We start from the raw sequence: 21,992 nt of genomic DNA on the forward strand, positions 1-21,992 counted from the left end.
CCATGAATCGTGTCGACGAAGGATTCGAACCGCCGGACGCATTGGTCGAGTGGTGCCGCTCCCGCACCTTTCCACTGCACGTCCTCGACGACGAAGCGACCGTCGACCTGGATTGGTGGAACGCGCACCTGAAGGACGCCGGCCACACCATCAGCCTGCGCGGGCGTGATCTCGACGGCAAAGTGATCACCGAAGGCCGAGCCATCGTTCAACGCAACGACCTTCGCCCGTCGAGCGACCTCGTTGTCGCCCAGCACGACGGCCTCGGACTGCTGTTTCTCTGCGCGGCCTGGCAAGGCTCGCACGAAAGCAGACGGTTCACGCGGCGGTTCCCCAACGTCTTCAATCCGCATCACCGCGAAGACGAGGATCCGCTGACCCAGATCACAGCCATTCTCGATCACTGTTCGAAAAACAAGTCGATGCCGGTCGTGCGACGCGACACCTGGTCCGGGTGGCCACTCACCCCCGGCGTGGGGGTATCACTCATGGCCGCTTTCATGTGGGCGGTGGGCGTACAGGACGAAGGCCGGCGCGCTCAGATGATCGATCAGTACGGCGTCTCGACACTCATCCACGAGGGCTGGCTCGAGGATCCTTCCGTCACGGGCTTCACGACGCGTCGCTACCGCCGGTACTGCGAACTGCTCGACAGTTGGGCCTATGCCGCCGGCACCCAACCCGAGATCGTCGAGATGTGGTTGGTGAAACGGTGGAGTGCGCGGTTGGCCCAAGCACGCAACGACGTCAGCGCCCCCACCCTGTTCTAACTCTCAGAAAGGCCGTGTCTCAGAAAGGCCGTGTCTCAAAAAGGCCAGGCAGGGAGGGTAGGCAGCCCCACCCTCGTCGGCCTCCCGACCAACCAGGCCAAGGTCTCCGCATCCGACAGCGAAGGAACACGTACACCCGGGACCGCTGTCTCCAGTGCGCCCAACTGACGGGCGAGAGTGAATTCCACGAACTCGGCAGGCCAGTCGTGGCAGGTGTAGCCGATGTCGAGGTCCATCAGGTGAATCTCGATCTCGTTCCAGCGCAGAATCGGCAGATCGAATGCCGTCACAGGTTTGCGCCACGGCACCGGCGTGTCCAGTCGATCTGCCTGGATCTCGCACAACGCGTCCACCAGTCTCGTTCCCGAGAAGCGGTAGTCGAGAGCCAACAACTCAGCCGGGCGATCTGCACCTTCCTCGATTGCAGCATTGCGCGCGTCCGGTCCCCCGGGATACATCTCCCCCGATTCGCCGCCCTGCACTCCGGCAACAAATCTGCCCAGCGCGTCGGCGTTGCGCGACATGTGCGTCACGACATGTCCCCGACTCCACCCGGGGAGCCCGGAGGGCTCCCGCGCCTGCTCTTCGGTCAGTCCGCCGATGAGAGCCTGTGCCTTGACGTCGGATTCACGAACTGCGGCGACCAGGTCGGCATACGTCGGCGTTACGGAGTGAGACGTCATGCAGCGATACTAGTTCCCTTCGCGCACTCTCATACCGATTCACGACAAGGTCCACCACTCCCGGATCGACGCCGAGCGGTTCGGTCACACCATCGGCTCCTGCAGCGTGCAATCTTTCGTGAAACAGTCCGTGTGCGAGGAGGTACGAGGCAACGAACACTCGCTTCGCGCCGCGAACGCGTGCTGCTGCAACAACATCGGCTACCTTCGGTTCCCCGGTCGCGATGTATCCGATGTCCACCCGGACCCCCGCCGCTTCGGCGAGCATCAGCGCAGCACGCTCGACGTCTCGCAGCGCCCGCGCATCGGAGGACCCGGCAGCAGCAAGCACTATCGCGTCGCCCGGATTCCACCCCGCTTCGGTCAAGCGTCTGAGCAGCACGCGCGCAAGCGCCGGATCGGGTCCGAGTGCGGGCGTCACAGTCACAGCCGAGTGCTCACTGATCGCCACTTCGCGTCGAACATCGGTGTGAACGTGGTAGCCGGACGCCAGGAAGGCCGGTACGAGAATCGCTCGCCCCGGAGTGTCCCGGAGGACTTCAGAAGGTGACGGACCGAGCACGTCGACAAAGGCAACGCGCGTGCGTCCGACGCGCGTGCAGACGGCTTCGGCAAGGGCGGCAACCATTTCCACGCCACGTGGGCTACGCGTGCCGTGAGCTACCAGTACGAGTACATCGTCATCGCGTTGCATAGTCACCTGGATTCTGTACGTAGTCGCCGGGGTCGAGGGCAAGTCGATAGCCCCGCTTGACCACGGTCTGAACGGCTTTGGGCGCACCGAGGCACGCGCGCAATCGGGCGACGGCGGTCTCGACGGCATGGGTGTCGCCGCCGCCTCCGGGAAGAGATGCCAGAAGTTCGTCGCGGGAGACGACTCGGCCGGGGCTGGCACCGAGAGTGCGGATCAACGACATCGCAGCCGGCGGCAATTGCTTCACTTCACCGTCCACGACGACGCAACCGCCGCGGATGCTGATTTCGTGTTCGCCGGCTTGAATCTTGTTGGCTCGCTGCGGGAGTTCGTCGACGATGTGTCGCGCGAGCGCCCCGAGACGTGCCCGCGCCGGGGCTGTGGTCGGTACATTCAAGGCTTCGAGCGGCGCCGAGGTGACCGGGCCGACGCACATTGCCGCCACCGGACCCCGCATCGCGTCGAGAATGTCGCCGAGATCCCCGGTCTTGTCGGCGCGCATCAACATCGACGCGACGGCCGGTGCACTGGTGAAGCTGACGGCGTCGATTCCGGCTGAAGCGATGGCGTCGATCATCCGGTCGAGCAGCGTCGGATCCTCCGGCGGTTCCCATCGATAGACAGGGACCGCGATGACCTCGGCGCCCGCGTCGCGCAGCACCTGACAGAAATCGGGAATCGGCTCCCATTCGGTAGTGGCGCCGTGCAGTTGAACGGCGATTCGTTTTCCCGAGACACCTTCTGCAAGAAGATGTTCGAGCACTTCGGCGGAAGACTCGGATGCCGGAGACCATTCTTCACGAAGGTCGGCCGCGCGGATTGCCCCTTTGGCCTTGGGTCCGCGCGCGAGCAGACGAGCCGAGCCCAACGCGGATCCGAGATTTTCCGCCTCACCCCACCCGTCGGCTGCTTCCAGCCAACCCCGGAATCCGATCCCGGTCGTGGCGACAACCACCTCGGGAGGATCCGAGATGATCTGCTGTGTCACCCTTTCGAGCTCGCGGTCGTCGGCGAGAGGGATGATCCGAATCGCCGGAGCGTGAACGACGTCCGCTCCCCGACGAGTCAGCAACGTCGCGAATTCCTCGGCGCGGCGCGAAGCGGTGATACCTACCGTGAATCCAGCCAACGGCATGTCGTCACTCACGAGACTGCATCGGCGACAGTCGAGCGAACGCCCTGCATCTGAAGGCTGTGTACCTGAACGACGCCTGCCCACACGCGAACTCCGTATACCGGCAGCGCGACCGCGGAGTCGTCCAGCGCTCGGCCGTCGACCAGCGAGAACGCCTGCTTGAGCAGCGGCGAGACCACGATCGGTTCACCGTCCCGGTCGCCGACGAGTCCGCGTGACATCACCGCGGCGCGGCCGTACGGATCGAAGTTGCTGACAGCCCGCAGTGTGCCGTCCTCTAGCAGGAACAGCGCCACCTGCTCGCCGCCGCGAAGAAGCACGGCGACCCCGCGTCCAGGGATCAGATGGCTCAGCGGGCAGGCCGACGTCCATTCGAGTCGATCCGAATCCAGCTTGGCAATCTGCGCATCGATGACACTCATCGAAGTCCTCCTGTCGATCCGGCGACAACGTCGCGCGGGTTCTTGTCTACGTTTCTACGGACCCCGTGTTTCCCACGGGTTACGCGACTATTACCGGCGCGTAGGGATGCTCGGCATACCCATCAGGACTGGAACCTTGCGCACTCCGGTCTCGTCGAACACAACCGTCGGGTCGGCTTCTTCCGGTGCGTTGACGAACGAGACAAACCTCGACAACTTCTCCGGATCACCCAGCACACCAGCCCATTCGTCCTGGTAGCCCTCGACGTGCTTGGCCATCAGAGCCTCGAGTTCTTCGCCGATTCCCAGGCTGTCTTCACAAATAACGGCCTTGAGGTGATCGAGTCCGCCTTCGAGTGATTCGACCCACGGCGCCGTGCGCTGGAGGCGATCGGCGGTGCGGATGTAGAACATGAGGTAGCGGTCGATGTACTTGACCAAGGTTGCGTCGTCGAGGCCTCCGGCAAGCAGCTGAGCGTGTTTGGGCGACTGTCCGCCGTTGCCGCCCACATACAGATTCCAACCGTTCTCCGTCGCGATGACGCCGACGTCCTTGCCACGCGCTTCGGCGCATTCACGAGCACATCCCGAGACGCCGAACTTGATCTTGTGCGGCGAACGCAGGCCGCGGTAGCGGTTCTCGAGGTCGACGGCCATTCCCACCGAGTCCTGAACGCCGTAGCGGCACCAGCTCGAACCGACGCAGCTCTTGACCGTCCGCAGGGACTTGCCGTACGCCTGACCCGATTCCATCCCGGCGTCGACGAGACGCTTCCAGATCGCGGGCAACTGTTCGACACGAGCCCCGAACAAGTCGATGCGCTGACCGCCGGTCACCTTCGTGTACAAGCCGAAGTCACGCGCCACCTCACCGATGACGATGAGCTGCTCACCCGTGACCTCGCCGCCAGGCATACGAGGTACCACGGAGTACGTACCGTTCTTCTGGATGTTCGCGAGGAAGTGATCGTTGGTGTCCTGCAACGACGCCTGCTGGCGGTGCAGGATGTGATCGGAGTCCGTCGATGCCAGAATCGAAGCGACTACGGGCTTGCAGATGTCGCAACCGGCGCCCTTGCCGTACTTGGCGATCAGCGCCGAGAAGGTTCTGGTCTGCGTCGACTGGACGATCTGGAACAACTCGGCCCGCGATTGAGCGAAGTGCTCGCACAGTGCCTTCGACATCACGACGCCGGAATCGGCCAGCAGCTGCTTCACAGTGGGAAGGCAACCGCCACAGGTGGTTCCGGCGCTGGTGCACGCCTTCACCGAAGCAATGTCGCATGCGCCGGCCGCGATTGCGCCGCAGATGGCTCCCTTGGTCACCGCGTTGCACGAGCACACCTCGGCGTCGTCGGGCAGCGAGCCTGCACCCGGCTTCTCCCCCGCAGGCGAGATCAATGTCGCCGGGTCACCGGGTAGTTCGCGACCGACCAGCGGGCGCAGCGACGCGTAGGCCGATGCGTCACCGACAAGAATGCCGCCGAGCAGGATCTTCGCGTCATCTGAGACCACGAGCTTCGCGTACGTCCCCTTGGACGCGTCGCTGAGGACAACTTCGAGAGCGCCCGGTGAGGTCGCCATCGCGTCACCGAAACTGGCGACGTCGACGCCCATGAGCTTGAGCTTGGTGGACATGTCGGCGCCCGGGAAATCCGCGGCGCCGCCGAGCAGACGATCGGCCACGATCTCGGCCGTCGTGTAGCCGGGAGCAACCAGACCGTAGCAACGGCCTTCCACCGCAGCACATTCTCCGACGGCATAGATGTTCTCGTCCGAAGTCACGCAGCCGAGGTCGGTCAGGATGCCGCCGCGCTCCCCCACTGCGATGCCGGCGTCGCGGGCCAGCTGATCACGCGGACGAACTCCGGCGGAGAAGACGAGCAGCGACGCGTCGATGGTGGAGCCGTCGGAGAGTTCGACCACAATTCCGTTGTCGGCCTGCGAGATTCCCGCCGTCCCGACTCCGGTGTGAACGGTGAGACCGAGTTCGGTGACGAGGCGAGCGAGCAGTGCGCCGCCGCCCTCGTCGACCTGCATCGGCATCAATCGCGCATTGTGTTCGACGACATGTGCCGTCATTCCCATGAGCGAGAGAGCATTTGCCGCCTCGAGTCCGAGAAGACCGCCGCCCACCACGACGCCGACAGCGCCAGGACCCGCCTTCTCGGCGGCGGCCCGGATACCGTCGAGGTCGTCGAGGGTGCGGTAGACAAAACATCCGTCGCCGTCGTGCCCCGGTACGGGAGGCACGAACGGATACGAACCGGTCGCCATCACCAGAGCGTCGTAGGAGATCGTCTCGCCGGTTGTCGTCGTGACCGTGCGTGCATCTTTGTCGATCGAGAGCGCGCCTTCCCCCACTCGGAGATCGACCAGGCCGTCACCGACGTAATCGTTGCCGGCCAGTGCCAATTCCTTGGGGTCCCACGCTCCGACGTACGAGGACAGCCCGACTCGGTCGTACGCTGCGTACTGCTCGTCGCAGAGTACGGTCACCGACCAGTTGTTCGCTTCGTCGCGCGAACGCAGTGCCTCGACGAATCGGTGTCCGACCATTCCGTGTCCGATGACAACAACCGACTTGCTCATGACGCCTACTTCCTGAGGTACGAGATAGTTCTGAGATTCCGCGGACCGCTCACGCCGTGACTGCGACCTTCGCCTCGTCGACGTCTGTGGTCAGCGTCGACGGCTTGCGCAGGAAGACGAACCAGGTGACTGCGATGCAGGCGATGTAGAAGGCCAGGAACACCCAGAAGGCCATGGTCGCCGACTTCGCGGGGCTGCTGTACGACGCGCGCAGCACCAGGTTGATGCCTACGCCGCCCAAACCGCCTACCGCACCGGCAAATCCGATGAGAGCACCGGAGATACTGCGCGACCACGTTGCCTTCTCGCTTCGATCCATGTGATCGAAGCTCTGAGCCTTCGCCTCGAAGATCGCCGGGATCATCTTGTAAACGGATCCGTTTCCGATGCCGGAGAGCAGGAACAGGGCGATGAATCCGAGAACGAATGTCACCATGATTCCGGCGCTGGCGACGCCCGCGGTGTTGTCGTCCATCGTTCCGGCCGTCACGAGAATCGATGCAGCGAATGCCATGGCGACAAACGTCCACATGGTGATCTTGCCGCCGCCGATCCGGTCGGCCAGCTTGCCGCCGAGGGGGCGAGCGATCGAACCGAGGAGAGGACCGATGAAGGCGATCTGTGCTGCATGCAGCGCGGCCGCGGCCGGAGTGGCACCGCCGGCGAGGAAGTTGATCTGCAGAACCTGACCGAAGGCGAAGCTGAATCCGATGAAGGAACCGAACGTACCGATGTACAGGAAGCTGATCACCCACGACTCGGAGAACTTGAGTGCCTTGGCCATCGAGCGCAGGTCCGACTTCTGGTTGCCCAGGTTGTCCATGAACAGCGCGGCACCGACGGCAGCAGCGGCAATGAACACGAGATAGACAGCACACACGATCCACGGAGCACGGTTACCGACGGTGGCGATCACCAGCAGACCGATCAGCTGGATCATCGGTACACCGATGTTGCCGCCGCCGGCATTGAGACCGAGCGCCCACCCCTTGAGGCGTTGCGGGTAGAAGGCATTGATGTTGGTCATCGACGACGCGAAGTTGCCGCCGCCGATACCTGCAGTGGCCGCTACCAACATGAACGTGGTGTACGACGCACCCGGGTTCATCATCAGGTAGAGCGTGAGAAGTGTTGGTACGAAGAGGAACAGCGCACTCATGACGGTCCAGTTACGACCGCCGAACCGTGCGGTGGCAACCGTGTATGGAATGCGGAGGACCGACCCGACAAGTGTGGGCACTGCGACGAGGAAGAACTTTCCGGCCGCGTCGATGCCGTAGATATCCGTCGGCATGAACAACACCATCACGGACCAGATCGACCAGATCGAGAAGCCGACGTGTTCGGCTACCACTGACCAGATCAGGTTCCGCTTCGCGATGTCCTTGCCGCCGGATTCCCAGGCGTCGACGTCCTCTGCATCCCAATGCTCGATGTAATGACTCACCAGGGCCTCCTGAATATGTTGGAGACCCAAAGGTAGAAAACGGTTATTGCGCCGGTGCTGCGTGCGATGACCGCGAAGTCAATTGATCCTCACCCGGTAACAAGACCGGGTGTGAGCTAGTTTTTCGCAGGTGCGTGCCAGGAATCCTCGAGCATCCGAGGCTTGCATGCCTGGTAGGCGCCCAGGAGCACCACGATCACCGCGACGACGAGCAGGCCGAACGGCGCAGCGTATCCACCGGACACGTCGTGGAAAACGCCGAACAGGAGCGGACCGAGGCAGGCAACGGAGTAGCCGATGCCCTGGGTGAAGCCGGACAGTGCCGAGGAACCGATGTGCGAACGAGTACGCAGGTTGATCAGCGTGAGCGACATCGGGAACGTGCTCGGACCGAGGCCCAGGACGACAACCCACACGATCGGCGCCGCCATCGGGGCAAAGTACAGCCCGCCCATGCCGACCAGGTAGCAGACGGCACACGCGATCACGACAGGGAAGGGATTGGCCATGCGGGCGCACAGCGTCGGCGCACCGAACGCTGCGACGAGCCCGATCACCGAGAACATTCCGACCATCGTTCCGCCGAACGCATCACTGGCTCCGGCGTCACGAAGGATCGAGGGAATCCACGTGAACATCGAATACGTGATCAGTGAGGTCATGCCGAACATGCCGGCCATCCCCCAGGCCACGGGAGAACGCCAGACCTGACCGCGTGGCTGTTCTGCCACTGCCGCAACCGAATCCGATGCATTCTCGACGGACCCGGCTTCATTCGCGCGAGCCTTGCGCGAGCGAGCGAGGGTGATCAACCACGGCACGGCTGCGGCGAAGCCGAAGGCGGACCACCAGCCGATCGAGAACCTCCACCCGAAGGCGTCGGCAACCGGGACTGCGACGAACGCCGGAACGATGGTGCCGATCTGCACGGCCACGATGTAGACCGAACTCATGGTGGCGAGGCGATCCGAGAAGTACCGCTTGACCAACGGTGGGATCACGACATTGCCGATTCCCATGCCTGCCAGTGCCAGAGCCGAGAGGGCCAGCAACGACCATGTCTGAGACATCATGGCGCGCAACAGCATTCCGACGCCGGCCATGAGCATCGCGACGAGGGCCGTTCGCTCGAGCCCGATACGTTTCGCGATGGCGGGAGTGATGAGACCGAAGATGGCGAACATTGCGGTCGGAACCATGCCGAAGACACCGACGATCGAGGCGGAGAAGCCGATCTCGTCGCGAATCTCGGCCGCCAAGGGCGAGAACGAGGTCACCGCAAGTCGAAGTACGAGCGCAGACATCGCAATCGCAGCGAAGACGAGCACACGGCCTTGTATCAACGAGCGGGTTTCGGTTCTCTCCAGTTGAGCAGTCACCGGGAAATCATAGGATGACCGGACGAACTCGCACAAGCGCGGTAATCTAACGTCACATTCACACCACTTACCCGGACCCGAGGAAACAACCACGTGCAACCCGTTCGACGCGCAAGTCTCATCTCGCAGGTCACCGAACAACTCCGCAACGAGATCCGGAGCGGAACCTGGCCGATCGGTTCCAAAATCCCCACCGAACCGGAACTGTCGGAGCTGACCGGGACCGGTCGCAATACCGTGCGCGAGGCGGTCCAGGCGCTCGTTCACGCCGGAATGCTGGAACGTCGTCAGGGATCGGGCACCTACGTCGTTGCTGTCTCCGACCTCGGTGGCACTCTCGGCAACTACTTTGCCGGCGCCCACCAGCGGGATGTACTCGAACTTCGGCGCGCACTCGACATCACCGCGGCCACCCTCGCCGCCGCACGGCGAACCGAAGACGACATCGCCGAACTGACGCGACTACTCGAGCTTCGCACCGCGTCATGGGAGGGTCAGGACATCGACGCTGCCACCACCGCGGACGTCGCCCTGCACCGAGCAATCGTCGCGGCCAGCCACAACGAGGTCTACCTGGAGTTCTACGACTCCCTGCTCCCGGTCATCGAGACCACGATCCAACAGCACATCGATGCAACCGGCGAAGGGTTCCACTCGCAGCACGCGAACCTCGTCAACGCTGTCGTCGACGGGAACACCGTGGCGGCCTCGAACGCCGCACGCGAGTTGTTCGAGGGCCTGGTCTCGGACTTCGGTACCGGCGCCCCGATCTAGAGCAGCAAGCGCACGATGTCGGACGTACGGGCCAACCCCGGGAACGCGTCCGCCGTCGAGCGGGGATGCAGAACATGAACTGCCAACCTGAACATCACCGCGCGTAGAAGCATCTGCGGCCACTCGGGGAGATCTTCCCACCGGCCGACCAGTGCCTCGTCTGCCCCGCCCCACGAGATCGCGTCGACCACAGCGACGGCGGCGGCCCACGCAGCCGGTCGCCAATACGGCGTGATGTCGGTGATTCCGGGGGCCATACTGCCCGAGAACAGCACCGTCCCGAACAGATCGCCGTGCACGAGCTGGTCCGGGCTCTGCACCGGCTTCCGCAAAGTAGCGAGCCCGGCAATCAGTTCCAGACTTTTGCGACCGTCCGGAGTGGGCGTCTCGAGTTGCTCGACGCCCTTCGCGATCCTCAGCGGAACCGTTTCCCATGCCGCGCGATCAGCGGCGACGAATACGTCGACCTCGGCCCACGGCGGCACCGGCGGTTGTGCAAGGAAGCGCGGGCGCTCGAGCGAGGCCGTCGCCGCATGCAGTCGGCAGGACATCGAGACCACTTCGTCGTGACGTGGTTCCGGCGATCCGACGATGAATGTGTCGGCACGCCAGCCCGAGACGACGTAACGACCGTCGGTCGAACGCACCGGTCGAGCCAACCGAACGCCGTCGACTTCGAGGTTCTCTCGCACCTTCGCCGACCACGCTGCGCGGGCATGATCCGCGACTGCTGAAAGGACGACGTCTCCACACAGCCACCCGCCGTCCCAATCCGCACCGAGTGGGATGGGATCGACTTCACGGAGGCCGAAGGTGGAGCACACGTGCTGGGGAGGTTGGCCTGTGCTCACACCCCAACGCTACCGGTGCGCGGCGCCGCCTCCCGCGAGGCGCGCCTAGTAGACCGGCAGACTCGCATCCACCTGGTTCGCCCAGGCGATCGCGCCGCCTTGAACGTGAACTGCGTCGGAGAAACCGGCGTTCTTGAGAAAGGCCAGTGCCTCAGCCGAACGAATGCCGGTTTTGCAGTACAGAACTATCTGCTTGTTCTGCGGCAACGTCGCCAGAGCTTCACCGGAAAGGATGCGGTCTTTCGGGATCAGCACCGCCCCCGGCAGATGCATGATGTCCCATTCAACCGGTTCTCGTACGTCTACCAGCTCGATCGATCGTCCCTCGCCGATCATGGCCTCCAGCTCCGGCGCCGTGATCGTCGAGCCGACAGCAGCAGCGCTCGCCTCTTCGGACACGACACCGCAGAACGCGTCGTAGTCGATCAAGGCGGTGACCGGCACGCGGGTCGGATCACGCTGAAGGCGGATCGTCCGGAACGTCATCGCAAGAGCGTCGTAGATCATCAGGCGCCCGAGAAGCGGTTCGCCGATCCCTGTGATGAGCTTGACCGCCTCGGTCGCCATGATCGAACCGACGGTCGCAGGCAGGACTCCGAGAACACCGCCCTCGGCGCACGAGGGGACCATGCCGGGCGGCGGCGCCTCCGGGTAAAGATCGCGATAATTCAGTCCCGCGCCGTCCGGGGCGTCTTCCCAGAAGACCGAGACCTGCCCTTCGAAGCGGTAGATCGAGCCCCACACGTACGGCTTTCCGGCGATGACGGCGGCATCGTTGACGAGGTACCGCGTCGCGAAGTTGTCCGTACCGTCCAGGATCAGGTCGTACTCCGAGAACAGTTCGACCGCGTTGGAGTTGTCCAGGCGGAATTCGTGCAACCGGACGTCGACGTGCTCGTTTATCTCGAGAATCGACTCCTTCGCGCTGACCGCCTTCGGGCGTCCGACGTCGGAGCGTCCGTGAATCACCTGACGCTGCAGGTTCGACATGTCGACCTCGTCGAACTCGACGATCCCGATGGTGCCCACTCCTGCGGCCGCGAGATAGAGCAGTGCAGGCGAACCCAATCCACCGGCGCCGATGAACAGGACTCGCGCATTCTTGAGCCGCTTCTGGCCGGTCATGCCCACGTTCGGGATGATCAGGTGCCGGCTGTATCTGGCAACTTCCTCCCGGCTCAACTCGGCTGCCGGCTCCACCAGTGGTGGCAATACGACGGGTGTTGCAGACACCGCGAAACACTCCTAGTTCAAGACGAGATCAGGGATTCTCGATCCGGTCACGCTCGAGGGTACGGCCACGGATTGAAGCGGCACGTGAGTCCGTTCATCGGAACGACGCCCTCGGGATCAAGCCTAGCGATGTCGTTGTTCGCGGTTCCGAAGGTCTGCTGCATCATGATCGGTGCGAGTCCGCCTTCGGTCTCGCACGGCTGATGAGCGGCGTATCCGATGGCATGGCCGACCTCGTGATTGATCTGATACTGCCGATACGAACCAATGTCACCCTGGAACGAAATGGCGCCTCGCACCCATCGCGGTTCGTTGAGCAAGACTCGGTCCATGCTCGGGTTGTAGCAGGATCCTTCGAGTTCGATCTCGTATCCGCAGCCTTCACGGATAGTCATCTGCGAGGTCAAGGAGATCCGGAAGTCCGGCTCGCCCGCGTCGACGCGCCGGAACGCGACCTTGGGATCATTGGTCCAACTCTTCGGATTTGCCAGCGTCTGATCGACCATGCGTCCGTACGATTCGTCACCGCCGAAACCGGTCGTGTCGACGCCGTCCTCGATCTCGACCGTGTACGTGAACTCGCGTTCGGTTCCCTGTCCGACCTTGCCCGTCGTACCCGGTACGACGTGCCACGTTCCGCCGCCCGCGACGGTGAACGGACCACCGTCGGGGAGCGCGCCGGACGGTATCGACGACGCAAAGGTTCCGTCTCCGGCCGGCGGCGCACCGATGACGTCGGTTCCGTCGGTGCTGTGGGCGAGGTCGGCAGTGGCCGACGTCTTGCTCGCGGTGTCTGTGGCGTCCGGACGTACTGCGTCGACGATCACAAGGATGGTGAGCACCACGAGAACCGGGATCGCGTAGGCCCGCCAACCGTATGTCGAGACGAAGCGCCCGAGCTTGCTCTGCTTTCGCGCTGCCCGGTCCGGCCGCGGATTACGCGGGGTTCGGCCCACTTCTCGTTTGGTCGGATCCCACTGGGCACGCAAGGGCTGATGGGAGGAAATGCCGCGATAGTCGCGTTCGCCGTAGGCACGATCATCCGGCACCTCTGGCCGACGTTCGTCGCGGGGCGCTCCAGTTCCGCTACGCATTCGACGTTCCTCACGTTCAGGGTTCTGCGTAGTTCGTCCACGCATGCGCGGTCCCCCTGGGTCAGTCACGTCGTCCAGAATCTCACACACGGCAAGTCGCTCGCCCGGGCTGACCGAAACATGCTGGTCCTGGCGTGTCATGGCAACCCGTCCTGTAACGAGAAAGACCGCTGGTCTCGCTCACCGAGGCACGCGCGACTCGCCCGGGCGACACACGGTATCGTTCATTCGGCTACGACCGGTGTGACGGAGGATACTGGCGGGTACGCACACGCGACTCGCGGATCCGCGCGCCGACCGAATTTACTTTTGCTCAGATTGGAAGCGACATGACAGAACTCGCGGATCGGACAGACTCCGATCGCGGTACAACGGCTGGCAAGCCTGCCGGAACACGTCGCAGCACCCGACTCCCCCGCGATGCGCGCCGCCTCCAGCTCCTCGCGGCTGCAAGTGAGGTATTCGTCGCGAACGGGTACCACTCGGCCGGCATGGACGAGATCGCCGAGTGTGCCGGTGTCAGCAAGCCAGTCCTGTACCAACACTTTCCAGGCAAGCTCGAACTGTATGTCGCAGTCCTGCAGAGTTATGTCGACAGCCTCATCTCGGGTGTACGCCAGGCCCTGCGATCGACGACGGACAACAAACAGCGTGTCCGCGCCGCAGTCCAGGCGTTCTTCGACTTCGTCGACAACGACTCGCAGGGCTTCCGCCTGGTGTTCGAGTCCGACATCATGGGCGAACCTCAGGTCCAGACACGCGTCGAACAAGCCACCGAAGCCTGCGTCGACGCCGTGTTCGACCTGGTCAGTCAGGATTCCGGACTCGATCCGTACCGCGCGCGCATTCTTGCCGTCGGTCTGGTCGGTGCCAGCCAGTTCACCGCGCGGTACTGGCTCGAAGCCGCGCGGCCGATCCCCAAGGAAGAGGCCGTGGAAATCACCGTGACACTGGCGTGGGGCGGTCTCTCACACGTGCCGCTGCAGGCCGAAACCAAGTAACCGGAACCCGAACGAGAATGGGCGGGCAGTCTCACGACTGCCCGCCCATTCTGCTGTTACAGCTACGCGTCAGACGGTAGGCGCGAATCCGACCTTGCGGATATCGGACGGACCGATCTCCACGTACGCCACACGAGAAGCCTGCACCAGGAACTTGCGGCCCTTGTCGTCGACGAGAGCCAGAACCGGCTCGCGGCCACCGAGGACAGCCGCGACCAGTGTCTCGACCTCGTCAGGGGTCTGTTCGCTGTTGACGATGAGCTCACGCGGGCTGTCGATTACACCGATCTTGACCTCCACGGTCAACCTCCGAACTGTTCGTGAATTACATCCGTTGTCGACGCAAGGCTAATGCAGCAGCGACCGCCCACGCTCCTCTGCACGCTGTGCCCAGAGCGAACAGGCACCTAGACGAGTCCGAGAATCGCCATCCGCTCGGCGTGCTTTGCCTGCATACCGTCGAACAACGCGACAACTCCGTTGAGGTCACCCGAGGCCGAGATCACCAGATCCGTGAGGTCCTCACGCTGCGCCAGCACGAACTGCGCCTGCGTGATTGCTTCACCCAGAAGACGGCGTCCCCACAGCATCAGCCGGTCCTTGGCGCGGGTGCTGGCCTCCACTGCTGCCTTCACCTCGAGCACCACGAACTCCGAGTGGCCCGTCTGGGACAGCACGTCCTCGACGATCTCGGCGACATCCGCCGGGAGGGAGTGCCCGATCTCGCGGTAGAAATCGGCAGCGATTCCGTCGCCGACGTACGCCTTCACGAGCGATTCCAGCCACGTCGACGGTGTCGTCGACGCGTGATAGTTGTCGAGAGCACGAACGAACGGGTCCATGACGGCAAAGATCTCGTGGCCACGTTCCGTCAGCGCCGTTTCCAGAGTCTCGAAGTGGTCCATCTCGGCGGCGGCCATGCTGGCGAACGCCACCTTGCCTCGCAGGTCCGGTGCCATTTGTGCGTCCTCCGCCAACCGGTAGAACGCCGAAATCTCGCCGTAGGCGAGAACGGCAAACAAATCGATCACGCCGGGGTGATCGGAAGCGACTCGGCCTCCGGTTCCAGCGTCCGTCGAAGCATCAAGATCGTGTGCGCCCATGACTACGAACTGTAGTGCTTCGACGGCCGACGCGACCGCCAAGGACCGCATGTCCGATTCGGTGATCTTCGACATGTCATCGCGAGGGGCGGACAACGTGCAGCTACAATGGTCTTGGGAGTTCGCCAGTTCCCCCGGCTCTTATGATTAGCCGGGACGGCTGCTTTAGGTCAGCCGACACGACTGTGCTCACGCGGACCCCACCGATAATGTGCGCGCACCTGCATCGACGGTTGTTGCCCGCTTCGCCGAGATCTCCGGACGGTTCGAATTCGTCCGAGTGGAATTCAGTGCTGAGGCGTAGGCATGACCGAAGAAAAAGAGGGCATCGACATCGGCCGATTTACGGCCTGGCCCCTTACCTTGTGCGTGCGTACCGCCACGAGGAAAGGCTAGTCCCCTGAGCAAGATCACTGTCGACCACGAAGACGAAGCAACCGAGAACACCGTTTCCGTCCAGCTCGACGACACCCATGTACCCCCGAGCTTCGCCGAACTCGGTGTACGCGACGAAATCGTCCGCGCACTGAACGAGATCGGCATCGAGCGCACCTTCGCCATCCAGGAACTCACCCTTCCGTTGGCTCTCGCCGGTGACGACCTCATCGGTCAGGCCCGCACCGGAATGGGCAAGACCTTCGGTTTCGGCGTCCCGCTCCTGCATCGCATCGTCACCGCCGAGAACGGCACGGCTGTCCTCGACGGCACGCCTCGCGCTCTGATCATCGTTCCCACCCGCGAACTGTGCATCCAGGTCGCTCGCGACCTCGAGAACGCCAGCAAGTACCTCCGAGTCGGCGACCGAGGTCTCCAGGTTCTGCCCATCTACGGCGGTCGGCCGTACGAGGCGCAGATCTCGGCACTGCAGAAGGGCGTCGACGTTGTCGTCGGCACCCCGGGTCGCCTGCTCGACCTGGCCAACCAGTCGCACCTGATCCTGGGCAAAGTGGGCGTTCTCGTCCTCGACGAGGCCGACGAAATGCTCGACCTCGGATTCCTCCCCGACATCGAACGCCTCATGGGCATGGTCCCCGACAAGCGTCAGACGATGCTCTTCTCCGCCACGATGCCCGGCCCGATCATCACCCTGGCTCGCACCTTCCTGACGCAGCCGACGCACATTCGCGCCGAGGAAGCCGAATCCTCCGCAGTGCACGACCGCACGAGCCAGCACATCTACCGTGCGCACGCTCTCGACAAGGCCGAGATGGTCGCCCGTGTTCTGCAGGCCGAAGGCCGCGGCGCGACGATGATCTTCACCCGCACCAAGCGCACAGCCCAGAAAGTCGCCGACGATCTCGCCGAGCGCGGTTTCTCCGTCGGTGCCGTCCACGGTGACCTCGGACAGATTGCCCGCGAGAAGGCCCTGAAGGGCTTCCGCAACGGCAAGGTCGACGTGCTGGTCGCCACCGACGTCGCCGCACGCGGCATCGACATCGACGATGTCACCCACGTCATCAACTACCAGTGCCCCGAGGACGAGAAGACCTACGTCCACCGCATCGGTCGCACCGGCCGCGCCGGACGCACCGGTATCGCCGTCACGCTGGTCGACTGGGACGACATTCCTCGCTGGCAGCTCATCGACAAGGCACTGAGCCTCGGAATCCCCGATCCGGTCGAGACGTACTCGAGCTCGCCGCACCTCTACGAAGAGCTGTCGATTCCGGCTGACGCCAAGGGCACTGTTCGCAGGGCCAAGGCCGCCCCTGAGAAGGCTGCAACCGACAAGGCAGCAACGGACAAAGCAGACGCGCCGAAGACGGCCGACGCCGACGGCAACGAAGAGAAGGCCGCGCCTCGTCGCAACCGGACTCGCCGCCGTACCCGCGCCGGTGCTTCGACCGACGCCGCGACGTCCACCACCGCCGGCGCCACCACAGCTCCCCCTTCGGCACCGGCTGCAACCGCTACCGAGAACTCGGACGAAGACGGAGCGGCGAAGCCGCGTCGCCGTCGGCGTCGTCGCCCCGCGGCTTCCGCGACGGCAGGCGCCGCAGAGTAAGCTGCCGATGTGCTGGCTCCCGAAAGGCGTACTCGCTCAGATGTGATCGGTGCGCTGGCAATCGCGCTGGCAGTAATCGTGGCGGTGACCGTGGTGTGGTTGCGCAGTGATGCGCGCGGAACCACCTCGGTCACCGCCGAATCTCCACTCCCACCTCTGTCGACGTCGGTGTTGTTACCCGACGTCCTGAAGCAGACGTGGGAATCTCCCAGTGCCGACTCGACGGCACCCATCACCGTCGGAAATGCCGTCGTCACCGCCGACGGTTCCGACGTGATCGGCCGCGACCCGGCAACAGGCGAAGAAGTATGGCGATACGCGCGCAACATTCCCCTGTGCGGTGCGATCGGTTCGTGGGATCGCGTCGTCAGCGTCTATCAGGACGATCGCGGTTGCTCTCAGGTCACGTCACTGGTCGCCGACACCGGCGCCCGAAAGGACCAGCGCAACAGCGACGCCGATTCCGCGGTCACCTTGTCGGCGGACGGCACCTATCTGATCTCACGCGGCAGTGAGCGAATGGAACTGTGGCGCTCGGACCTCGTCCGAACTCTCGAGTACGGCAGGGTCGACGCGAAGGTCAATCCGAACAAGCAACCCCGCACCGGATGCACGCTGCTCGACGCTGCGTCGAGCGCTAACCGAGTCTCGGTACTCGAACGCTGCCCGGGTGAAGCCTCCAACAGGTTGACGGTGATGAACCCCGCACCGAAGGACGCCCAGGAACCCGAAGAGTACGGATCCTCGATTCTCCTCGACTCCGAAGGCGCCCGCCTGCTGGCCGTGGCCGGCGAGAAGACGGCCGTCTACCTCCCTGCCGCCAACGGAACCGCTTCTCGCATCACCATTTTCGACGGAACCGGCAATCCGATCGTCGACTATCCGATCGAGGGAGCGGTGACCGAAGGGGCCCGCACCCACGCCGACAAGGCTTCGATCACGTGGTGGACCGGCTCTCAGACGGTCAACCTCCGCCTGAGCGACCTGGCTCCGACGTGGATAGTCAACGGAACGTCCGGGCCCGGAAGCATGGTCGCCGGTCAGATGCTCATCCCCGTTCCGGGCGGCATTGCAGCCGTCAGCCCGTCGGACGGAGCGGTGCAGCGCATGATCGCAGTCGACCGCGGTGAGACGACGACGCCGATCGTGCTCGCCAGTGCGGGCGAGACGGTTCTGGAACAGCGCGGCGATACCTTGTTCGCGCTGCGCTAGAAGCTCTCGCCTTCCTCAGAGCGCCAGTTCCGGCGCGAAAGTCACGACTTCATTTCCAGCCCAATGCTTTACGAGATTGTCGGCGAGTTCTCGATAGGCATCCGCGCCCTTGTTCTTTCGCCCGGCAAGGACCGTCGCGCCGGAAGCAGAGGCCTCGGCGAACTTGACCGTGCGTGGAATCGGCGGCGCCAGAACGGCGAGGGAGTAGCGGTCACTGACGTCAGCGAGTACGTCGCGACTGTGCGTGGTTCGAGCGTCGTACAGAGTCGGAAGTGCGCCGAGCAGAACAAGATCCGGGTTGGTGATGGCTTGGACTTCACGAACCGTACGCAGCAGCTGTCCGACGCCGCGGTGTGCGAGGGTTTCGCATTGCAGTGGAACCAGAACCGACTGCGCCGCAGTCAATCCGTTGAGTGTGAGCACACCCAACGACGGTGGGCAGTCGATGATGATGACGTCGTAAGAACCCAGGAGCGGAGACAGCGCCCGCTTGAGCGCGAACTCTCGACCGGGTCGCATCAGGAGCAGCGCTTCGGCGCCCGCGAGATCGATGGTGGCCGGCAGGAGATCCATACCGTCGTCCGTTTTCAGCACGGCGTCGACCGCGTCGAGATCACCCGCCAGGACCTCGTTGACCGAACGCTCGAGGCGATCCGGGTTGTGTCCGAGCGAGAACGTCAGGCAGCCCTGCGGGTCGAGATCCACCACCAGAACTCGTTGTCCGAGCGCGGACAAAGCCGCACCGAGAGAAGCGACGGTAGTGGTTTTAGCCACGCCGCCCTTTTGATTCGCCACTGCGAGAACCGTCGTCACACGTAGATCCTTGCGCACTTCGCGCCAGGAGGCGAGCTACACACGCGAGGCAGCCTGCAATGATGGTCGACATGACCTCCCAGTCCGCCCCCTCGTCGATCCCCCTCGGTGCTCGCGTCGTACTCATGCGCCACGGTGAAACCGAGTGGGCACGCACCGGGAAACACACGGGCCGGACCGAGGTTCCGCTGACTCCGCTCGGCGAGATGCAGGCAACCGCGACCGGAAATCGCTTGCGAACCCTCGACCTCCGGAACCCCATGATTCTGACGAGTCCGCGGCTGCGCGCACAGTTGACGGGTGATCTCGCCGGCCTGCCGGAAGAGCGAACCTGGGATGCACTTTCCGAATGGGACTACGGCGACTACGAAGGCCTCACGACGCCCGAGATCCGCGCAACGGTGCCCGATTGGACCGTCTGGACACACCCGTGCCCCGGCGGCGAGCAGACCGATCAGATCCATGCCCGCACCGACATGGTGCTGTCGATGGTGCGTTCGCAGCTACCCGAGCGGGACGTGATCCTGATCGGGCACGGCCACTTCTCACGCGCGCTCATCGCCCGCTGGCTCGAGCTCCCGGTCACCGAAGGAAAGCGTTTCGCGTTGTTCCCGGGCGCTTACACGGTTCTCGGTTACGAGCACGGCGCCAGCCACCTCGTCCATCACAACGTGCCGCCGCTCGTGGAGGCTTGAGGCTTAAGATTCTCCCCATGATCCGACGCGCCACGCCCGCAGACGTCCAGCCGATCACCGACATGATCTACGAGTTGGCGGACTACCAGAAGGCCCTCGACGAGTGCACCGTGAAGGCGGAACAGATCGGCGAGGCATTGTTCGGGCCGGCCGCGACGGCCTTCGCGCACGTCGCTGTGAATTCGGCTGACGACGTCGTCGGCATGGCGCTGTGGTTCCGTAATTTCTCCACGTGGGACGGCGCCCACGGCATCTACCTCGAAGACCTGTACGTCAAGCCCAGCCAGCGCGGATCAGGCCACGGAAAGGCTCTTCTGGCCGCGCTCGCCAAGGAGTGCACCGACAACGACTACACCCGGCTGTCCTGGTCGGTGCTCAACTGGAACACGCCCTCGATCAAGTTCTACGAGTCACTCGGCGCCGACGCGAAGACGGAGTGGACCACGTATCGCCTGACCGGCACCCACCTCGGAGCTCTTGCCGCCGAAGCTGAGTAGGACTGAAGCAGGGTAGGCGTTCCGTCCTACTTGTCCCGCGGCTCTTCGGTCTCGTCCGGGCGTCCCTCTTCCGGCGACACCTCGTCTGCGTACGCTCCGTACTCCGCTGCCATCCATCGAGACGTCGGAGCCGAGAACAGGCAGCCCAGAGCGCCGAGAACGACGACACCCAGAACGATGCCGAGCGGCACCTGATGCGAATCGGTCAGGAGCGACCAGGCGACCGGCAGGAGCAGCAACTGCGCGACGACGGCGATTGCCCGGCCCCACCGGCGGCCCGTCAGCAAAGCGATACCGGCAGCCAACACCGCGCCGCCGAGGATCGCGACCCAGGCAGCAAATCCGTATCCGTTGGTGACGCTCTGATCGTGGCCGGTCGCGCCGCGAATCACTGCGACGATCGCGAACCCGGCGGCAACCAGCCCTTGCAGCGTCACGAGGGCACCTGCCCATGTGACTGTCTTGGGCAGGGCGTTCGGACTGGCGGTATTCGGCACGAGGCCAGCCTAGAACACGACACCGGATAGGCTCATGCCCCGTGCGCGCACTGCTGATCGTCAACCCCAATGCCACCTCCACCACCGCTGCCGGTCGTGACCTGTTGGCACACGCCCTCGAGAGTCGGGTGCGACTTACTGTGGCGCACACCACACATCGGGGACACGCTGCCGAACTGGCGCGCGAAGCCCACGAAGACGGCTTCGGCTCGGTGATCGTCCACGGCGGCGACGGAACGGTCAACGAAGTGGTCAACGGACTGCTCGGGTCACCGCATCCCGCGTCGATGAAATCGGTTCCGGTCGGTCCGATCCCGACGATCGCTGTCGTCCCGGGAGGCTCGGCAAACGTTTTCGCGCGCTCACTCGGTATTGCCGCCGACCCGATCGACGCCACAAACCAACTCGTCGATCTACTCTCGGAACGAACGAGACGCCGAATCGGGCTCGCACACTGCGACAACCGTTGGTTCACGTTCAACGCCGGAATGGGCCTCGACGCCGATGTATGCGAAGCCGTCGACGCCAGCCGTAAGAACGGTGACGCCGCCACACCCGCCCGGTATGTCCGAACCGCAATCGCGGCGTTCTTCCGTGCCAAGCGAGCCGAGCCCGCCCTGACAGTCCACCTCCCCGATCAGGATCCCGTCTCCGGAGTCCACTACGCGTTCGTGTCGAACTCGAGCCCGTGGACATATCTGGAAGAGCGTCCCGTACACACCAATCCGGGAACGACCTTCGACAGTGGACTCGGCATCTTCGCCATGACGAGCACCAAAGTCCTACCGTCTCTGCGGGTTGTGCGACAGCTCCTCGCACGCGGCGCAGAACCGAAATCGAAGGTCCTTCTACGCACCGACGACGTCCCGACAATCACCATCGAATCGTCGCGACCGATCGGACTGCAGATGGACGGCGACTACATCGGACTTCGCGAAAAAGTCGAATTCACCTCGGTCCCGGATGCACTGGAAGTGTTCGCACCGATTCCGACGTGAGTCAGGCAACACGTTTGACCTGCAAAAACTCTGGTGCCGAATAGTCGAAATCGGGTAAAATGCCGGTGACGCCCAGGTGGCCGTCAGGTGTGTCACA

The 21,992-nt window shown here is 63.9% G+C and carries 22 protein-coding genes; 8 read left to right on the plus strand and 14 right to left on the minus strand.

The annotated features are described in order from the left end of the window. Positions 1–2: 2 nt before the first annotated feature. A complete protein-coding gene (locus EEB12_RS04580) occupies positions 3–770 on the plus strand; it encodes a hypothetical protein (protein WP_003942311.1) in 768 nt (255 codons plus the stop codon). A gap of 35 nt (positions 771–805) precedes the next feature. On the opposite strand, the gene EEB12_RS04585 is transcribed toward EEB12_RS04580, so the two are convergent. From EEB12_RS04585 to EEB12_RS04615, 7 genes are all read right to left on the minus strand, one after another. Continuing rightward, positions 806–1,453, minus strand: coding sequence for a maleylpyruvate isomerase family mycothiol-dependent enzyme (locus tag EEB12_RS04585; protein WP_020907123.1), 648 nt, complete (start codon positions 1,451–1,453; stop codon positions 806–808). Further along, positions 1,398–2,147, minus strand: coding sequence for a sirohydrochlorin chelatase (locus EEB12_RS04590; RefSeq protein ID WP_020969234.1), 750 nt, complete (start codon positions 2,145–2,147; stop codon positions 1,398–1,400). The genes EEB12_RS04585 and EEB12_RS04590 overlap by 56 nt, the downstream gene beginning before the upstream one ends. After that, entirely contained in the window at positions 2,134–3,294 is a 1,161-nt protein-coding gene (locus EEB12_RS04595; protein WP_019747814.1) for a uroporphyrinogen-III synthase, read from the minus strand. Before EEB12_RS04595 ends, EEB12_RS04590 begins: the two co-directional genes overlap by 14 nt. Next, positions 3,291–3,704, minus strand: a complete 414-nt coding sequence (gene nirD / locus EEB12_RS04600) for a nitrite reductase small subunit NirD (protein WP_019747813.1) — start codon at positions 3,702–3,704, stop codon at positions 3,291–3,293. Before nirD ends, EEB12_RS04595 begins: the two co-directional genes overlap by 4 nt. 90 nt (positions 3,705–3,794) lie before the next feature. Then, positions 3,795–6,296, minus strand: a complete 2,502-nt coding sequence (gene nirB / locus EEB12_RS04605; RefSeq protein ID WP_070386895.1) for a nitrite reductase large subunit NirB — start codon at positions 6,294–6,296, stop codon at positions 3,795–3,797. A 49-nt stretch (positions 6,297–6,345) separates the two neighbouring features. Next, entirely contained in the window at positions 6,346–7,746 is a 1,401-nt protein-coding gene (locus EEB12_RS04610) for an MFS transporter (protein WP_085989607.1), read from the minus strand. 113 nt (positions 7,747–7,859) lie between these two features. Continuing rightward, on the minus strand, positions 7,860–9,122 hold the full coding sequence (locus EEB12_RS04615; protein WP_084326444.1) for a CynX/NimT family MFS transporter: 1,263 nt from the start codon (positions 9,120–9,122) through the stop codon (positions 7,860–7,862). A gap of 93 nt (positions 9,123–9,215) precedes the next feature. On the opposite strand from EEB12_RS04615, the gene EEB12_RS04620 reads away from it, so the two are divergent. Next, on the plus strand, positions 9,216–9,896 hold the full coding sequence (locus EEB12_RS04620; protein ID WP_020907120.1) for a FadR/GntR family transcriptional regulator: 681 nt from the start codon (positions 9,216–9,218) through the stop codon (positions 9,894–9,896). On the opposite strand, the gene EEB12_RS04625 is transcribed toward EEB12_RS04620, so the two are convergent. The 3 genes from EEB12_RS04625 to EEB12_RS04635 are packed head-to-tail and all read right to left on the minus strand — an operon-like array spanning position 9,893 to position 13,074. Then, positions 9,893–10,747 (minus strand): TIGR02569 family protein, encoded by an 855-nt coding sequence (locus EEB12_RS04625; protein WP_007731227.1) that lies wholly within the window; start codon positions 10,745–10,747, stop codon positions 9,893–9,895. The genes EEB12_RS04620 and EEB12_RS04625 overlap by 4 nt on opposite strands. A 45-nt stretch (positions 10,748–10,792) precedes the next feature. Next, complete coding sequence (moeZ, locus tag EEB12_RS04630) at positions 10,793–11,980, minus strand: adenylyltransferase/sulfurtransferase MoeZ (protein ID WP_019747808.1); 1,188 nt, start codon at positions 11,978–11,980, stop codon at positions 10,793–10,795. A gap of 47 nt (positions 11,981–12,027) precedes the next feature. After that, positions 12,028–13,074: a DUF3152 domain-containing protein gene (locus tag EEB12_RS04635; protein WP_153212496.1), complete on the minus strand. Its 1,047-nt coding sequence runs from the start codon at positions 13,072–13,074 to the stop codon at positions 12,028–12,030. A gap of 329 nt (positions 13,075–13,403) precedes the next feature. Between EEB12_RS04635 and EEB12_RS04640 the strand changes: the two genes are divergently transcribed. After that, positions 13,404–14,075, plus strand: a complete 672-nt coding sequence (locus EEB12_RS04640; protein WP_003942309.1) for a TetR/AcrR family transcriptional regulator — start codon at positions 13,404–13,406, stop codon at positions 14,073–14,075. A gap of 69 nt (positions 14,076–14,144) precedes the next feature. Here the strand turns inward: EEB12_RS04640 and EEB12_RS04645 are convergent, their stop codons facing one another. Continuing rightward, positions 14,145–14,375 carry a DUF3107 domain-containing protein gene (locus EEB12_RS04645; protein WP_003942312.1) on the minus strand — a complete coding sequence of 77 codons (231 nt, stop codon included), beginning with the start codon at positions 14,373–14,375 and terminating at the stop codon, positions 14,145–14,147. A gap of 107 nt (positions 14,376–14,482) precedes the next feature. Continuing rightward, positions 14,483–15,178 (minus strand): ferritin-like fold-containing protein, encoded by a 696-nt coding sequence (locus EEB12_RS04650; protein ID WP_029255047.1) that lies wholly within the window; start codon positions 15,176–15,178, stop codon positions 14,483–14,485. Positions 15,179–15,578: 400 nt separating this feature from the next. On the opposite strand from EEB12_RS04650, the gene EEB12_RS04655 reads away from it, so the two are divergent. Beyond that, positions 15,579–17,183, plus strand: coding sequence for a DEAD/DEAH box helicase (locus EEB12_RS04655; RefSeq protein ID WP_030244557.1), 1,605 nt, complete (start codon positions 15,579–15,581; stop codon positions 17,181–17,183). A gap of 9 nt (positions 17,184–17,192) precedes the next feature. Then, on the plus strand, positions 17,193–18,395 hold the full coding sequence (locus EEB12_RS04660; protein ID WP_181447582.1) for a hypothetical protein: 1,203 nt from the start codon (positions 17,193–17,195) through the stop codon (positions 18,393–18,395). A 15-nt stretch (positions 18,396–18,410) separates the two neighbouring features. Here the strand turns inward: EEB12_RS04660 and EEB12_RS04665 are convergent, their stop codons facing one another. Beyond that, entirely contained in the window at positions 18,411–19,208 is a 798-nt protein-coding gene (locus EEB12_RS04665) for a ParA family protein (RefSeq protein ID WP_003940948.1), read from the minus strand. A 71-nt stretch (positions 19,209–19,279) separates the two neighbouring features. On the opposite strand from EEB12_RS04665, the gene EEB12_RS04670 reads away from it, so the two are divergent. After that, positions 19,280–19,903, plus strand: a complete 624-nt coding sequence (locus EEB12_RS04670) for an acid phosphatase (protein ID WP_019747801.1) — start codon at positions 19,280–19,282, stop codon at positions 19,901–19,903. Positions 19,904–19,920: 17 nt separating this feature from the next. Then, a complete protein-coding gene (locus tag EEB12_RS04675) occupies positions 19,921–20,400 on the plus strand; it encodes a GNAT family N-acetyltransferase (RefSeq protein WP_003940724.1) in 480 nt (159 codons plus the stop codon). A gap of 26 nt (positions 20,401–20,426) precedes the next feature. Here the strand turns inward: EEB12_RS04675 and EEB12_RS04680 are convergent, their stop codons facing one another. Further along, complete coding sequence (locus EEB12_RS04680) at positions 20,427–20,897, minus strand: membrane protein (RefSeq protein WP_019747799.1); 471 nt, start codon at positions 20,895–20,897, stop codon at positions 20,427–20,429. A 41-nt stretch (positions 20,898–20,938) separates the two neighbouring features. On the opposite strand from EEB12_RS04680, the gene EEB12_RS04685 reads away from it, so the two are divergent. After that, positions 20,939–21,895: a diacylglycerol/lipid kinase family protein gene (locus EEB12_RS04685; RefSeq protein ID WP_019747798.1), complete on the plus strand. Its 957-nt coding sequence runs from the start codon at positions 20,939–20,941 to the stop codon at positions 21,893–21,895. Positions 21,896–21,992 lie beyond the last annotated feature (97 nt).

Origin of the sequence: Rhodococcus sp. WS1, from assembly GCF_003797745.1 — a bacterium.
Lineage (GTDB): Bacteria > Actinomycetota > Actinomycetes > Mycobacteriales > Mycobacteriaceae > Rhodococcus_F > Rhodococcus_F erythropolis.

Bases quoted from the DNA above. Each gene is read 5' to 3' on its own strand.
- nirB (WP_070386895.1), bottom strand. From the start codon at position 6,296: ATGAGCAAGTCGGTTGTTGTCATCGGACACGGAATGGTCGGACACCGA.
- EEB12_RS04585 (WP_020907123.1), bottom strand. From the start codon at position 1,453: ATGACGTCTCACTCCGTAACGCCGACGTATGCCGACCTGGTCGCCGCA.
- EEB12_RS04675 (WP_003940724.1), top strand. From the start codon at position 19,921: ATGATCCGACGCGCCACGCCCGCAGACGTCCAGCCGATCACCGACATG.
- EEB12_RS04640 (WP_003942309.1), top strand. From the start codon at position 13,404: ATGACAGAACTCGCGGATCGGACAGACTCCGATCGCGGTACAACGGCT.
- EEB12_RS04635 (WP_153212496.1), bottom strand. From the start codon at position 13,074: ATGCGTAGCGGAACTGGAGCGCCCCGCGACGAACGTCGGCCAGAGGTG.
- EEB12_RS04670 (WP_019747801.1), top strand. From the start codon at position 19,280: ATGACCTCCCAGTCCGCCCCCTCGTCGATCCCCCTCGGTGCTCGCGTC.
- EEB12_RS04580 (WP_003942311.1), top strand. From the start codon at position 3: ATGAATCGTGTCGACGAAGGATTCGAACCGCCGGACGCATTGGTCGAG.
- EEB12_RS04590 (WP_020969234.1), bottom strand. From the start codon at position 2,147: ATGCAACGCGATGACGATGTACTCGTACTGGTAGCTCACGGCACGCGT.
- EEB12_RS04650 (WP_029255047.1), bottom strand. From the start codon at position 15,178: ATGGGCGCACACGATCTTGATGCTTCGACGGACGCTGGAACCGGAGGC.
- nirD (WP_019747813.1), bottom strand. From the start codon at position 3,704: ATGAGTGTCATCGATGCGCAGATTGCCAAGCTGGATTCGGATCGACTC.